A 12,890-nucleotide genomic window follows, 5' to 3' on the forward strand; every position below is an offset into this window, starting at 1 on the left:
CCGGTACTTTGCCAACACATGCCCGGCCAGGCAATTATTTTGACGTGGACAGGTTCAGTTCGCCTAGCCGTGTCTTCGAGCCCCCGTAAGGGAGAACGTTCACCAGCTCATTTTGACGTAGGCAGGTTCAGTTTACTTGGTTGGTAAGTCGAGGGCGGCTCAGTGAGAGAATGAAACGATTGTCAGCGTCCACCAACGCCTTGGTTCTTCAGGTTGCGCTGCCATGCCGGCACGGGTCGAGAATACTTGAGCGTACCGTATCTGGGATTGCGCATTTCGACGGTGCCGTTAGCAAGAACCCGATAGGTAATTCCCGACCTGGTTGTGGCAAAATCTCCCGGTTTGCCTTCTCCATTCAGGATTTTGGCGAGAATGCCAGATGTGGCATCTGGGGCGACGTATTGAGCTTGGGCAGATGCTGACATCGACATGGCCGCCAATGCGCCTCCTGTTGCAGATATCCAATTCCGTTTCATCGAAATGGCCTTCCAGCCTGATTGGTGGGTACACGGCATTGCTGGAACCTAATGTAGTCAGCGCGTTGAGCTTTTCTATATTTGCAGGCAAATAGATTGCATGCATTGACACGTCGCTTGTCAGCTCCGGCGCAACGGTGGCGATCGCCCCCGTTACACTTACATTGGCATCCAGGATCAGCTCTTACGTGCTCTGGGCTGCGGCGACACAAGCCTCTGGCTATTCCTGTTCCAGCGAGGCTCATCAGTCCTGTCCTTGCGATCGGGCGGCTTGTCTTAATCGGCATTTGACCGATGCAGCTGAGGCTTGCGCCGGGACATGGAAGCATCCGAGCGCCAAGCTGCGCTTGAGAACCGCGAGGCGGACCGCCGTATGGATGACATCATCTCCGAGGTGGCGACATCAAGACCGATATCGCCACGATCACCGGCCAGGTCAAGGACAGCAAAGCCGTCACGGATCAAGTGAAGCAGTGGAAACTGATGGGGATGGGCGCGCTGGCCGTCGTTGGCATAGGCGGCACCGCGCTAGGTGTCAGTATCGCCAACTCGTTCGAATGGTTTGCCAAGCTCTTCCACCGGTGAGGCTTGGCCTCATTGCGTCATGGAGGAATACCTTCAGCCAAGCCTCTGCTGTGGGCGTCAACCCAGTTCGACTTCCAGAGAGGATAAAAGTCGGGCCATTTCTGACCCCGTAAATGTCCTCGAGGTCTTGCCAACAGTCAATCACATTCCTATCCGCTCGCCCTTTTGCATTCCCAACGCACCAACTTGAGGCTGCTGATCAACGGCTCGCAATCACATCGTTGTCACAACCATCCTCGGGCTTTTGCGCTATAGTGTGGCTGCAACAGGATCAGACGGTCGGCTCGCCATTCCGTGCAGGCTAGGCTGGGTGCCGAAGTTGCTTGGTTGGAGGAAACCACGATGTCCAGTTCATTGAAATTCCTTGGGATATCGGCCGCGATTGTGGCGGGGCTTGCCCTCGCATCACCGATCGCTGCTGCCGATGACAATCAGTCCCCCGGATCAAACATGGGATCTGGCATGATGGAGCACGGCGGCATGATGAACATGATGCAGCAGATGAGCCAGATGATGGAGAGCTGCAACACGATGATGCAACGCACTCCCGACCCCGGAAAGTCGATTGAGCAGCCTCCCAAGAACATGCCGATGCATCCCGAGAAGAAGGGTGATGAAAATGATGAAAAGGCGTGAATTTATATGCACGGGCATGGCGGCGATCGCCGTGACGCTGATCGCCAAAAAGGCAGGCGCGGAGCAGCATTGGTCGATGACCGTTTATAAGGATCCAAACTGCGGATGCTGTAACCTCTGGTCCAAGGCCATGGAAAACGCTGGGTTCAGGGTCGAACGGGTTGATACTGACGATTTGCCAGCCATCAAAAAACGCTTTGGCGTGCCCGCTGCAGTCGAGGGCTGCCACACGGCGATAATAGGCGGCTATTTCCTTGATGGCCATGTGCCGCTCCAAATGGTTAAAAAGCTATTGTCCGAAAGACCTGACATTGCCGGACTGGCGGTGCCTGGCATGCCCGTAGGTTCGCTGGGAATGGATTACGATCCGAATGCCAGCTACGATGTCTATGCCGTCGCCAAAGGGGCAGAGCAAAAGACATCAGTTTATTTCAAGGTCAGACCCAAGAATTGATCGGCGGTGTCATTCAGAACGTCAATCTAATCGCCCGAAATTAGCTGCGTAGTGGTACGGCGGCAGTTCCTCTACTCGGATGGTTTGAAACCCGGTAGGCTCAACGACAGCTTGGAGCGCTTCTGGCGACATTCGCAGGTCCGATTTGGGTCCTCGCGGTTGGTTGAGCACCATTGTCAGTTCCCGCGGAACGGCGTGCCAATTGACAACCCCAAACAAGCCATTCGGTCGGATCATGGCCCGAATAGTTTCCATTAACCCGGATTGGTCCGGCACGCCGTGAAACGTGTTCGCCATAAGAACACAATCAACGGATTGGGTGATATGCTGTGGGGCATCTCGCGCATCGGCACAGATCCATTTTAGGGACGGAGGTGTTCAGTTGTGCCACTTCCGCCTTGGCCAGTTCGATCATTAACGGATCGAGATCGAGCGCGTACACGTTTCCGCCGACGAGTTTCGCGAGGGGCGCGGTGAAATAGCTGTCGCCACAGAATAGATCGAGGACGCTCATCTTGGGGATCACGCCAAGGCTTTGCACCACGTAAGTTTGTCGGGCCACAACGTCGTCCACCAGTCGTCAAAACAATTTAGCAGCCTGTAAGCATGAGCCGGTCCGCGTCGGAGCAACGAGATTCCGATGCGTGAGGCTTGGATTTCTATACAGGTCGTGGTTAGTAAAAAAAAGGCTTGGCAACTGTGTGAAGCAAAGTTGGATCCCCAGGCCTGTTGCTGAGCTCGCGCCTCGGTCCGCCTGTCGGTGCAGGCAACGGTTGCGATCGGAGACGATCGACCAATCCCTGGAGGAGGCCCAAAAAAGTCTGGCGCTTTTTCCTCTGGGAGGATCGGCGCCAGACTCACGGGACCAGCGCCGGGCGGGGCGGGAGAGAGTCAAGCACCGGGCGAGATCCGCGGTAGAATTCAGCCTTTGAATAGTATTCCTTGACTATGGATTCCAACAGCAATTAGTTTTTTAGCCCAGCGCTAGGTGGCCGGGCTTTTTGTGTTTACGGCTCTAAACGAGCAGTGATCGCCGGTTGCGGAGCGCTCCGCAACCGCATCGATCGTAGAGCCGATTGCTTATCTTTCGATGATATGCACGACCTTGCGGGTCTGGGGGTCGATCAGCACGGTGCGACCGTCCATTTCGACGTACTGATACCTGGTCGGCAATGTATTTTCGGCAAGTTCGCCCGGCTTAAATATATCCGGTATGATCGCCCCGAGCACCAGTTCAAAGTTGGACGGACGTTGGACCACCACGGGCTTGGTTTTCACATATTCGCGGATTACAGTTTCCTGCTCGGGCGTGACCACAACAGTCTGGGCAACCGCGACAGCGGTTCCAGCAAAAAGGATGGTAGCGGCAATCGTGCTTCGGAAAGTCATATCGGCCTCCTATTGTTTATCGTCATTGTACAACCGCTGTCGGGCGAAAGGGTTCCGAAATCGCAAGCAGTTCCGATGCATGTGGGTGTCATCACTTCGCTTAAGCCTTTGATATAAAATAGAAAATCATGGCTCTCGATAGAGAAAGGCGCTTGTCTTTATATACAGCCGTATCGTTGATGAGATTATTTCGCCCGGCGCCGTTGAAGCGGTGACCGGGCTTTCCCTGGCCAAGGGATAGCGCTTCCAGCCCCACTTTGCAGCTTTCCGGTCGGCGGCGGGCGTGGCGTCGTGTCGACATAGTATACCAGCCTCCCTCGCAGGCTCGACCAGGCAACGTGAGTAAACCGCAGTCCGCGACCGCGCAAAAAAACGGCGTGCTTGTGGCACACCGTCTAATTTTGGAGTCCTGAATTTACGGGGGCGGAAATCAGGACCTCAGCTGACCTGGAATTCAGCAGTAAGACAACCAACCAAAACCGACTTCGTTCCGTCTTTGTACGCTTCCGGACAAAAGTGGGGCCCCGGCTTCAGGGAGGAACGCAGCCAGGCTTCAATGTGAGGGGGTACCTTTCTGACTTGTTAGGTTTCGACCTGGGTCCGCCCGTAGTCAAATCACATTCCGGCCGTCTAAGATCGACATCTCGGCTTGTGCCAGCATCGGCTTGCACCGTCACCGTTTCGGTCCGCACGTCGGTGCAGGCAAGGGGGAATTGCGTCGTAGACGATCGACAATCGCCCAGCTGAGCAGAGCTGCCGGAGGCCAAAAAAAGTCTCGCGCTTTTTCCTTGCAGATGGGCGCCAGACTCCCAAAGGACCCGGCGCGGGCGGGAGCCAGATCCTGCTGAATCCCGGGCGAGGAGTTCAGTCCAGCTATCGTATTCCTTTCGGGGCGTTCAACCAATAACCAATTTGGTTCAGCTTCCATGTCTAACGCCTTATAAATACGCCTATTGCTGCTGCAAAGTTATCATGCTTACTGCGTTGAGATCGATTGTCGCCAAAGCTTCAAACCCCGCATCGCCAATGCCGCAACAAAAAGACGGTGAGATCACGTCCCACCGTCAAGTTTATGAGCGCAGATTGCAACGGGTTCGCAGTGTCTAGGACTCGCCGAACTGGAAATCGGCCCGCTAAAAACTAGTGACTTCAGGATTGGTTCCTGACCCTCATCGAAAAAATCAAGGAAATCACCATGCGTCTTATCGACGAGTGGAGGGTTGTTCTGCGCCGTGCGTGGAGCGGCCGCCTGATGCTGCTTGCCGTTATCGCGCCTAGCTCTCCCGTGGGATGGGGGAGCGTTCAAACCCTTGCTAACAATGCACTAAGTTGGTCCCCTGTGACTGCAATTTCGTCATCGCTATCGACGATGTACAATTGATATCCAATATGCTCTTTATCATTTCGAACGAATTCCACGGCTCGTTTAAGCCCGTCAATAATTTCGCGACCTATCGACGTCATGTCTGCGAGCGCGGCTTTAGGGATAAATAGGACCTTAATTTGTGACTCTTCGTAAGTAACAAAAGCAGTAGCGACGTCGAAATTTGGTATCGGCATTTTGACCCCTCTATCGTCTATGCCATCGGCCAGGCTTCGGCTGATCGGGCTTTTGCTCTTATGGCCCTTGCCGGCGGCAGAATAATACTTCCAATCCGGGAATACGAAATCAGACCAAAGGCCCAGCTTTAACAATCAAAAGTCCTATAGCAGCTGTGGTAATGGAGATGCAGGCCAGTTGCAATAAGGATCCTACCCCGTCCCGCACGGGCCGCTTGTCAGAGTTCAAAAACAAATCAAATCAAAGCCGAAACTCGGGTCGCTTTCGGCCATCATCCGCCGCGAACGCGCAATAGGCTACGATGTCAGTGGATCTTTGCGATACTTGTCGATCGCAGCATTGATTGCCGACTCTTCCATGAAAACCTCCTAGCCTTCAACTACTGCCGTGATTTTCTCTATCCTGTTCTGCGACTTTTTCGGACTGGCCGATAAGAGATCAAGAATCAGCGACCGACAAGCCCTATCTCGCAGGGCGGGCAGATTGGTGTCGCTGAGCTTCACGGGCAATGCTCCCATTGCTTTTCTCCATGAGTTGACGAAAAATGCCGCCATAAAGAACTACGTTAAAATTGGACGTGCTCACTTACTGTTAAGAAGGCCTGCTCTGCGGCAAGCGTGTTCAGTGGCGTATCCAACTTCGATTGCTGACATGTTGTCCAACTACGGTGAGGCGGTGGAGTTCAGAGATTGGATCAGCCGCACGCGCAACGCATCTTACTTAAACTTGCTGGATGAATACGAGCAAGTCTGCCGCGACCTCGAACAAGAGCTGGTCGTGAAGCTCGCAGCATAACCTATGGTCAAAAACGACGGCAGTAGCGCCACAAATGATAAGACCGGTCATTTTGCCGCTGTTTCCGTTTTTCAGCCATTAGTCAGGATGCGCTGCTGTTATTGTCGTTCGGGATGCCTGTCTCCGTCATTTCCTGCTCCGCGGCCTTGGAAGCGATGATCAGATCATTGCGTAGGCCCTGGTCGAAAAGCTTCATCACGGTCCGCGCGAGACGGTTCGCATGTTCATGGGTATGCGATGCAGCGTCCAAGCATCTCGGATGCCTTGACATGGGCGCGCTGCATCAGGTCCCATTGTTCGGTGGTATAAGTGTGCTGGCTGATCAGGTGAAGCATGATGTGCTCCCTAGCTATGTCGGGAGCACGTTCCATCTCTCAAGCGCCGGTTCGCCACTAAACAGGCCCAGCGACGGATCTATTAAGAACCTCATCTTGGGATTGGTCAATGGTTCTGTCCGCCAATGGACGTGCTGACCCGCAGATGGAACCAAGTGGATTGTGGAGGGTTCGAGGTGTCTAGGGACGCGCGATGATGGAGGAAGATAAGAGGCAAAAACACATCCCGCAGGTTGTTCAGAGGCAAATAAGCCAGGACGACATGAGAGAGGTATTTCGCAGCCAGTACAATGTCTGCGCGCCTGATGATCGATTCAAAAAATTGCTTCGGCAACTGGAACAGGCGGAGAAAACCCAGAGGGCCTAAAGCCGTTTGTATGTGATGTAGGTACCATCCTCTCTGGCAGCTGCAATAAACCTTTTTGTGTTGCTCGCCGCTTCGTGTTGGCCAATGCGCAACGAGCCACATGGCCGCTTCGCTCACGGACACACTATCTACCGTGTGACCGAATTGATCCATTACCGTCACAGAAGGGAACGGGAATTCGCGCATTTCAATTCCTTCGTGCTTTCGCACGGAACCTTCAAGACCTTCGAACCGACTTGGGTTTACCCCATCGGGGTCCCCAGCTTGCCAGTCGGCGGCGGTCGGGCTGTGGTGTCGACGTAGATACCAGCTTCCCTGGCGGCCTCAACAAACGCTACGCGGGCAATTGCCGTGGGGCAGCCGCCTTCGAGGTACTTCAGCAGGATCTCCCTACATATTATATACTTCGGGCCACGCTCATCGTCGGGCCACTCCTCCAGCAGGAGCGTCGTACACGGCATCAATGTTCTATGTCTTGGCGCCCTGCAAGTCAGAGACAATTTTGAAAGGTTTATAATCTTCCATGGCCTCATTGCAGCACAGCGGCGTCGTGGATTCCATTCCATCAAATTGCTAGTGGTCAAAAAAGCCAGACCGCAGGGCCTGGCCAATTCGTCTGCAATGATAATCCGGGAACGTGAGATTCCGAATCTGCTCGTTAAACTTTGAAGCGCGGAAATGGTTCCTAGCCCCGAAACTAGTCCCTTCGGTTGATCTGTCCGTCGGTGCATATCGACGATGTTTGGGGCGATGAAATCCTGCTCAAGTTCGGGCCCCAAGCTCCCAACTATTCATAGCAAATGCTGCAATGGATTGGGTGCCCGGCGGTTTATCGCATCCGGCTCAGTAATATAAAAAATAGCCAAACGGAAACGATGACGGCAATCGCCACTAGTGCATAAATAATCCAATCAGTTGAAAATAGCTCAGCCGAAATGGTCGTCATCACAATCTCTGTTAAATGATTGAGACGAAATCTATTCCGATGCAATCGCAAACAGCCGATACGATCTGAAAGGTTTGTACTCTCTAGGCAAAACGGCTGGCTGCAGATAAGCGCCGGCTTCCTTGCTAAACGCTAGTCCCTTCGAATGATCTGGCCGTCGTGCATTTCAAAGACGCCGCTCTCGCCGCCTTGGGCAATGAAATCCTGCTCAAGTTCGCCCCAGGTTCCCAAATATTCACCGCAGGAGCTGCAGTGGATTGGCGTATCGAAGCCTACATTCTTAGTGAGCGTAAGATAGATCGTGTGGCACTTGGGACAAGCAAGCTTGTTGTTCAAGCGTTGGGGGGCGGTGTAGCTCATGGTTGCCTCGCAGTGTCACGAAACAACCCAATTTGAGCAATCAATCTTTCCTGATGCGCAGCCGCCGACGCAAGCGTTTCTGCATCGCGTAATCCCTGATCGAAGAGCGTCATTACCCGGCGTGCAAGACGGTCAGCATATGGATAATTCGGGGGTTCAAACTGTTTGGAAGCCAAAAGCAATGCAGTCTGCATTACGCTCCAGTCCTGGCTTGAATAGATGAGGTTTTTGAGGCGATGACGACCCATAATGTCCTCCCGCAGTTATGGCGGGAGCCCTTACCATCTCTCAAGCGCCGGTTCGCCAATAACAGGGCCCAGCGCCGGATATATTAAGAACCTCCTCTTGGGTTTCGTCAAATAGATTGTCTGCCAAAGGACGTCGAACGGGAACAAAGCTGTTTCGGGATGGTTTCTAGCGTCTAGGGACGCTCGACGATGGACGAAGAAAAGAGACAAAAGCACATCCAGCAGGTTGTTCAGAGGCAATTAAGCCAGGACGACATGCGGGAGGCATTTCGCAGTCACTTGAAGGTCCGTACGCATGACGATCGATTCAACAAATTACTCGAGCGTCTAGAGCAGGCGGAGATCGAACAAACAAAGCGCTAAAGGTCAGCGTCGCGCTTGGGCTCGCTGCCCGTCCGCTCTTCAGCCAGGCTAGGGACGATCGCTTCAACAATGCTGAAAATGGTAACCAACAGAATGGTGGTCACAGCCATGAGGGCGATCATTGTAAACGAGATCAATCGCCCGAACCTGCCATGTACCGCCTCTAAAAAAAGATGCTCACTGCGAATATCCCGACGGGATAATATCTCGTCCAAGTAGTTGCCTAAATTGTCACCCCAATCGTTGCGTTTGTTGGCCATTGCCCTGGCCTTTCTATTGTTTGCCCCATGATACTGACGGTTGGGCCCGCCGTTTTGCCGGCGCGAGCCCTGCACTGGAAATATAGCTCGAGATCCGGGAAAAACGCCATCGGACCAAAGTCTTAGTGCTACTAATGAAAAAAGGGCTATAGCCGCTTATGGGTGACGTAAATGCCGGCCTCTTTGGCGGCTTCAATGAAGGCGTCCCGGCAGGCGGTGCAAGTGACTTTTTCATCCCAAGCCTCCAAGCATGCTTGCCGAGCGGCCTGGTATTTGTCTCCCGTTTGCACAGGCCAATGCGCAACAAGCCAAAGCGCTGCTACGCCAACGGACTCGATGTCTTTCGTCTTACCGAGGTCGGTCGTAATGGTCACACTGGGAAATGGAAGTTCGCGCATGCTGATAAACGCACGGCCCCAACTCTGCGTTCCTTTGTCCTCCGGCAGAAATAGCGTTGCGCTGGCGAAGCTTGAGCGTATTATTCCAGGTGTAAGGGACATTTGATGGGGACTAAGATGAATGCCTCAGCGTCTCAACCGCCGGTTGGAGTGCCCGCATTGCGGCACAGTGTACCTTAAATTTCCCCCCTTGTTGTCGGATCATAGTCTCATTGCCTGCAGCTCATGCGGCGCGCTGCTTGGCGAATGGCTTCAGCTCAAAAGAGATTTCTGCATCCAGGGCGGAAAGAGTGGCGTCTTTGCGCTTCACGACGGCCAAATCATCCGAATAGATGACCAGCGAACGAAGTTGGAAGGTGAGAAGAGGAAACGGATGGAGCATAGGTCATGACCGGGCTTCGAGTAGCAGTGATCGACGATCACCCCCTATTCAGAGAGGGCGTTAAACGCAGTCTGGGTGAAATCAGCGGCTTCGAAATCGTGGCAGAAGGAAGCACGAAGGAGGACGCAATTCGGATTGCACAGGAATACTGTCCAGATGTCATCTTGCTCGACATTTCAATGCCGGGTGGTGGTCTGGATGCGATCTCGCCGATACTGGCCCGCGTTCCCGATCAGAAGATCGTCATGCTGACCGTATCTGAGATGAGCGACGATGTGACCATTGCCATGAACAGCGGCGCGAAAGGATATGTCCTGAAAGGCGTCGGCTCGCGGGGGCTTGCGGACATAATCCGCGCCGTGGCATCCGGTGAGGGCTATGTTTCTCCGGCCCTATCGGCCCGGTTGCTCTCTGACGCTTCATCGAGGTCCGCTCCACCCGGCAAAAATGGCTCGATTGCCGGACTGACCGCCCGCGAGCATGAAGTATTGAATCTTGTTGCGGCAGGATTAAGCAACAAGCGCATTGCCTTGAAGCTAAACCTTCATGAGAAGACCGTGAAACATCACATGGGACGAATTTTTCAGAAACTCGACGTCACAAACCGGACAACAGCCGCCATGGCGCTGCGCGACGGTGGTCATGAAATACCTCGGCGGAACGGATCTGCTCTAGCGGACGAACGATCGCAATCTTGATTGATCAGCTGTTGTCGCGGTTCGATTTATAATTGTGCGGCCTTTCGCGTCTTTCATCACGTAGCGTCCATCTTTGATGCGTTCGCTCATTCCGTTCCAGTGCCGAACCTCCATTGTGGCACCGTCGATCGCAACGCTTCGGGCAGGGGTAGACTGATTGACGTTCCCACCCTGAGTATTGGCGGTGTTGCCAGCACGGTTACTTTTGTCGCCTTTATCTCCGCTATCACTGCCGGCCTTGCCGCCAGCATTATTGCCCCCACCATTGCCATCGTTCCCGCTGTTACCGCCGGCATTGCCTCCGCCCTTGCTGCCGTTATTGCCACCACCGTTGCCATTGTTGCCGCCACCGCCGCCGGCATTGGCTCCGCCGCCGTTGCCGCCGTTAGTGCCACCACCATTGCCATTGTTCCCACTGTTACCGCCAGCGCTGCCTCCGCCCTTGCCGCCATCTTTTCCCCACGCCGTCTGGACATTCAGCTCAAGGAAGTAATGATCGAACGTAACTCTATAAGGTGCCGCTACCAGAGCCAGCGCCAAGACCGCGCTTTCAAGAACGGGAACCACCTTGACCTGGGCAAGCATCGTGCCTCCTGTAAGTTTTAAGTCTGGCGCGGGCCAAGCCGCCGGTTGGTCGGCGAGAGCTCCGGACCCTCAGGACCTAACCGCTGAATACAGCGTAACTTGGGTCCGATCTGAACAAGCCATATTCTAGCGGTTTAGAGGACTGGAGGGCAATGATTGAACGAGATGTCGGCAAAGACCCGGGCTAAGGATCTCAGTCGTCATCATAGGGACTGATAATTGCCAGGTCAGCAATCGCCCTGGCCAACGCCCCAGCTGCCTCTCTTGTGCTCTGTTGGGTTTCGTATTCGATGCCTTTAATTACGACATTTACTTGGAAAATGTCGTAACGCGGATCGGTCGATCTCTTCAGCAAACGGAGATATACGCCGCCTAGTTCCTCAGAGCTGACAATGACAATTTGAGTTCGATTGTCCTTCACGACCGGCATTTCAAACGCGTGGAGGATTCTCAACTCATCCTTTTTCGACACGACGGTGCTCCGTTCCAGTTGATCGCCGCGCAATGACTAAATCGACACGCGGTAGGCAAGCTTCGTGACATGGCGCATAGGGATCGAAGAAGTTTGGCTTGGCCGCCCCCGTCTTAGCGGCCAAGCCGAGGCTGCAGCAAAGTTGTCAGCCTATTCCATTTGGTTGGTCGCGGTGATCGCACGAGGTCGTCACTTCGACATATAAACCACTTTGCGGTCCTTCATCGTTACGATGACCGGTTGCTTGTCGACATAGACATAGCCGTAATCCGGACTGTCAGGGATCGGCACCAGCTTGACGTCCGCGGGAACAGTCGTGCCCACAGCAACATCCCCCTCGATGACCACAGGATCGGTAGGGTGCGCGATCACGTAATCACGCGCCGGCTGCGGTACCTCAATCACAACCGTGTCTTGCGCGAAAGCGCTTCCTGAAGCCGCCATCATCATGGCCATGGCGAATAGAATACGTCTCATGGTTACTCTCCCTTGTAGAATCTTTCCCTTCGGCTACCAGAATTCGTGGCACACAGCGTTTGTTCCGCGGGATGAGTAGCCGCGTGAGCGTTTCAGACCTTTGCCGCGCGCCAATCAGACTTAAGGCCCATCTTGGGACGGGCTAAAGTCCAAGGTGCTCTTGGACTGAAGCCCAAAACCGGAACGCTGCAACCCCGATGACGTTTGCCTTTTCGGGTCTGCCGTCCGCGAATCATCGTGGCTAGCGGGCTATTTGCCGGAGAGCGTGAGGTAGTTCCGATCCCCAGGTCGCGCCACCGGTAAGTTGGAGAGTGTCGCCGCTCTTCGAGAGATTAAGAGCTCACAATCTGAGGAGATGATCCCCATGAAGAACATTGTTTTGAAAACTGCGCTCGTCTTTGCGCTGGGCGTTGCACCCGGAGCACTTGCTCAAAACGAAATGTTGAAAAAGAAACCAGCCCAGCAGACCGAAGATCAAACCCACATGCCCGAAAAGGGCACTCCGGAACAGGGCGCGGCAACCAAGTCCCTGACGGATGATCAGGGTGGTGCAGCAAAGTCACAGGCCGAAGGTCAGGCGGGCACTCAAATAAAGAAAAACCAGCAGGCGGACGGCCAGGCGCAAGCCCCGGCGGAGCAGGGCACGGGCCAACAGGATGGTGCAACCAAGCAGGAATCGCAGGAGCAAACTGGCACGACCACAACAGAGGATACAGCCAAGGCCGCGCCGAGTGATGATACGAGCAAGACTCAAGTCCAGCCTTCGACCGAAACGACAGGTAGCGTCAAGGTAACGACTGAGCAGCAGACAGAAATCAAGCAGATCATAACCGAAACGAAGGCCGCGCCGGTTGGCGAAGTGAATTTTGAGGTGAATGTGGGAACGAGAATTCCACAGACCGTCGAGTTGCAGCCGCTGTCGCCACGCATCGTCAAGATCGTTCCCAGATATGAAGGCTATCGCTATTTCTTGCTGGCCGACGGCAGAATTATCATTGTCGATCCTGACTCATTAGAAATCGTGCTCATCATCGTCTAGCAGCGTGGTCAGCCATCCGGCGGTAATGTCAAAAATGATCCCGAACGGGCCGCCGAAGCCGAGC

The 12,890-nt window shown here is 54.1% G+C and carries 19 protein-coding genes; 6 read left to right on the forward strand and 13 right to left on the reverse strand.

The genetic code is table 11. From position 1 onward, the window contains the following. Positions 1-182: 182 nt before the first annotated feature. Positions 183-440, reverse strand: coding sequence for a hypothetical protein (locus tag N8E89_RS23560; RefSeq protein WP_262262232.1), 258 nt, complete (start codon positions 438-440; stop codon positions 183-185). 501 nt (positions 441-941) lie between these two features. Between N8E89_RS23560 and N8E89_RS23565 the strand changes: the two genes are divergently transcribed. The 3 genes from N8E89_RS23565 to N8E89_RS23575 all read left to right on the forward strand — a co-directional run bounded on the left by N8E89_RS23565 (position 942) and on the right by N8E89_RS23575 (position 2,151). Then, on the forward strand, positions 942-1,061 hold the full coding sequence (locus N8E89_RS23565; RefSeq protein WP_262262233.1) for a DUF1515 family protein: 120 nt from the start codon (positions 942-944) through the stop codon (positions 1,059-1,061). A gap of 342 nt (positions 1,062-1,403) precedes the next feature. After that, positions 1,404-1,697 carry a hypothetical protein gene (locus N8E89_RS23570; RefSeq protein WP_262262234.1) on the forward strand — a complete coding sequence of 98 codons (294 nt, stop codon included), beginning with the start codon at positions 1,404-1,406 and terminating at the stop codon, positions 1,695-1,697. After that, positions 1,684-2,151, forward strand: coding sequence for a DUF411 domain-containing protein (locus N8E89_RS23575; RefSeq protein ID WP_262263309.1), 468 nt, complete (start codon positions 1,684-1,686; stop codon positions 2,149-2,151). The genes N8E89_RS23570 and N8E89_RS23575 overlap by 14 nt, the downstream gene beginning before the upstream one ends. A gap of 21 nt (positions 2,152-2,172) precedes the next feature. On the opposite strand, the gene N8E89_RS29105 is transcribed toward N8E89_RS23575, so the two are convergent. The 4 genes from N8E89_RS29105 to N8E89_RS23590 form a co-directional block, all read right to left on the reverse strand. After that, the gene (locus N8E89_RS29105) at positions 2,173-2,508 is read right to left on the reverse strand and encodes a class I SAM-dependent methyltransferase (RefSeq protein ID WP_315975743.1); all 336 of its coding nucleotides are present in this window, start codon (positions 2,506-2,508) and stop codon (positions 2,173-2,175) included. Beyond that, on the reverse strand, positions 2,459-2,713 hold the full coding sequence (locus N8E89_RS29110) for a methyltransferase domain-containing protein (RefSeq protein WP_315975700.1): 255 nt from the start codon (positions 2,711-2,713) through the stop codon (positions 2,459-2,461). The genes N8E89_RS29105 and N8E89_RS29110 overlap by 50 nt, the downstream gene beginning before the upstream one ends. A 518-nt stretch (positions 2,714-3,231) precedes the next feature. Continuing rightward, positions 3,232-3,540, reverse strand: a complete 309-nt coding sequence (locus tag N8E89_RS23585) for a DUF1236 domain-containing protein (RefSeq protein WP_262262236.1) — start codon at positions 3,538-3,540, stop codon at positions 3,232-3,234. Positions 3,541-4,842: 1,302 nt separating this feature from the next. Further along, entirely contained in the window at positions 4,843-5,235 is a 393-nt protein-coding gene (locus N8E89_RS23590) for a hypothetical protein (RefSeq protein ID WP_262262237.1), read from the reverse strand. 349 nt (positions 5,236-5,584) lie between these two features. On the opposite strand from N8E89_RS23590, the gene N8E89_RS23595 reads away from it, so the two are divergent. After that, positions 5,585-5,896, forward strand: a complete 312-nt coding sequence (locus N8E89_RS23595; RefSeq protein WP_262262239.1) for a hypothetical protein — start codon at positions 5,585-5,587, stop codon at positions 5,894-5,896. A 441-nt stretch (positions 5,897-6,337) separates the two neighbouring features. Here the strand turns inward: N8E89_RS23595 and N8E89_RS23600 are convergent, their stop codons facing one another. The 5 genes from N8E89_RS23600 to N8E89_RS29535 form a co-directional block, all read right to left on the reverse strand. Then, on the reverse strand, positions 6,338-6,784 hold the full coding sequence (locus tag N8E89_RS23600) for a hypothetical protein (protein WP_262262241.1): 447 nt from the start codon (positions 6,782-6,784) through the stop codon (positions 6,338-6,340). Between the two features lie 56 nt (positions 6,785-6,840). Continuing rightward, complete coding sequence (locus N8E89_RS29530) at positions 6,841-7,329, reverse strand: DUF982 domain-containing protein (protein ID WP_410010459.1); 489 nt, start codon at positions 7,327-7,329, stop codon at positions 6,841-6,843. 347 nt (positions 7,330-7,676) lie between these two features. After that, a complete protein-coding gene (locus tag N8E89_RS23605; RefSeq protein ID WP_262262243.1) occupies positions 7,677-7,904 on the reverse strand; it encodes a hypothetical protein in 228 nt (75 codons plus the stop codon). Between the two features lie 607 nt (positions 7,905-8,511). Further along, complete coding sequence (locus N8E89_RS23610; RefSeq protein WP_262262245.1) at positions 8,512-8,775, reverse strand: hypothetical protein; 264 nt, start codon at positions 8,773-8,775, stop codon at positions 8,512-8,514. Positions 8,776-8,921: 146 nt separating this feature from the next. Next, on the reverse strand, positions 8,922-9,275 hold the full coding sequence (locus tag N8E89_RS29535) for a DUF982 domain-containing protein (RefSeq protein WP_410010403.1): 354 nt from the start codon (positions 9,273-9,275) through the stop codon (positions 8,922-8,924). A gap of 285 nt (positions 9,276-9,560) precedes the next feature. Here N8E89_RS29535 and N8E89_RS23615 point away from each other — a divergent pair, with 285 nt between their 5' ends. After that, a complete protein-coding gene (locus N8E89_RS23615; RefSeq protein WP_262262246.1) occupies positions 9,561-10,253 on the forward strand; it encodes a response regulator in 693 nt (230 codons plus the stop codon). Here the strand turns inward: N8E89_RS23615 and N8E89_RS23620 are convergent. The 3 genes from N8E89_RS23620 to N8E89_RS23630 form a co-directional block, all read right to left on the reverse strand. Next, positions 10,227-10,838: a hypothetical protein gene (locus N8E89_RS23620; protein ID WP_262262247.1), complete on the reverse strand. Its 612-nt coding sequence runs from the start codon at positions 10,836-10,838 to the stop codon at positions 10,227-10,229. The two genes, N8E89_RS23615 and N8E89_RS23620, sit on opposite strands and share 27 nt — an antisense overlap. A 193-nt stretch (positions 10,839-11,031) precedes the next feature. Beyond that, entirely contained in the window at positions 11,032-11,310 is a 279-nt protein-coding gene (locus tag N8E89_RS23625) for a hypothetical protein (RefSeq protein ID WP_262262249.1), read from the reverse strand. 189 nt (positions 11,311-11,499) lie between these two features. After that, positions 11,500-11,787: a DUF1236 domain-containing protein gene (locus N8E89_RS23630; protein WP_262262251.1), complete on the reverse strand. Its 288-nt coding sequence runs from the start codon at positions 11,785-11,787 to the stop codon at positions 11,500-11,502. A gap of 304 nt (positions 11,788-12,091) precedes the next feature. Here N8E89_RS23630 and N8E89_RS23635 point away from each other — a divergent pair, with 304 nt between their 5' ends. Next, positions 12,092-12,826 carry a DUF1236 domain-containing protein gene (locus tag N8E89_RS23635; protein WP_262262253.1) on the forward strand — a complete coding sequence of 245 codons (735 nt, stop codon included), beginning with the start codon at positions 12,092-12,094 and terminating at the stop codon, positions 12,824-12,826. The last annotated feature ends 64 nt before the right edge of the window (positions 12,827-12,890 follow it).

The sequence above is a fragment of the Phyllobacterium sp. A18/5-2 genome, from assembly GCF_025452215.1.
GTDB classification, from domain to species: Bacteria; Pseudomonadota; Alphaproteobacteria; order Rhizobiales; family Rhizobiaceae; genus Phyllobacterium; species Phyllobacterium sophorae.

What these genes read in the sequence shown, in the direction of transcription:
- N8E89_RS23570 (WP_262262234.1), top strand. Translation starts at nt 1,404, where the DNA reads ATGTCCAGTTCATTGAAATTCCTTGGGATATCGGCCGCGATTGTGGCG.
- N8E89_RS23575 (WP_262263309.1), top strand. Translation starts at nt 1,684, where the DNA reads ATGAAAAGGCGTGAATTTATATGCACGGGCATGGCGGCGATCGCCGTG.
- N8E89_RS23585 (WP_262262236.1), bottom strand. Translation starts at nt 3,540, where the DNA reads ATGACTTTCCGAAGCACGATTGCCGCTACCATCCTTTTTGCTGGAACC.
- N8E89_RS23600 (WP_262262241.1), bottom strand. Translation starts at nt 6,784, where the DNA reads ATGCGCGAATTCCCGTTCCCTTCTGTGACGGTAATGGATCAATTCGGT.
- N8E89_RS29530 (WP_410010459.1), bottom strand. Translation starts at nt 7,329, where the DNA reads ATGCACCGACGGACAGATCAACCGAAGGGACTAGTTTCGGGGCTAGGA.
- N8E89_RS23605 (WP_262262243.1), bottom strand. Translation starts at nt 7,904, where the DNA reads ATGAGCTACACCGCCCCCCAACGCTTGAACAACAAGCTTGCTTGTCCC.
- N8E89_RS23610 (WP_262262245.1), bottom strand. Translation starts at nt 8,775, where the DNA reads ATGGCCAACAAACGCAACGATTGGGGTGACAATTTAGGCAACTACTTG.
- N8E89_RS29535 (WP_410010403.1), bottom strand. Translation starts at nt 9,275, where the DNA reads ATGTCCCTTACACCTGGAATAATACGCTCAAGCTTCGCCAGCGCAACG.
- N8E89_RS23615 (WP_262262246.1), top strand. Translation starts at nt 9,561, where the DNA reads ATGACCGGGCTTCGAGTAGCAGTGATCGACGATCACCCCCTATTCAGA.
- N8E89_RS23620 (WP_262262247.1), bottom strand. Translation starts at nt 10,838, where the DNA reads ATGCTTGCCCAGGTCAAGGTGGTTCCCGTTCTTGAAAGCGCGGTCTTG.
- N8E89_RS23630 (WP_262262251.1), bottom strand. Translation starts at nt 11,787, where the DNA reads ATGAGACGTATTCTATTCGCCATGGCCATGATGATGGCGGCTTCAGGA.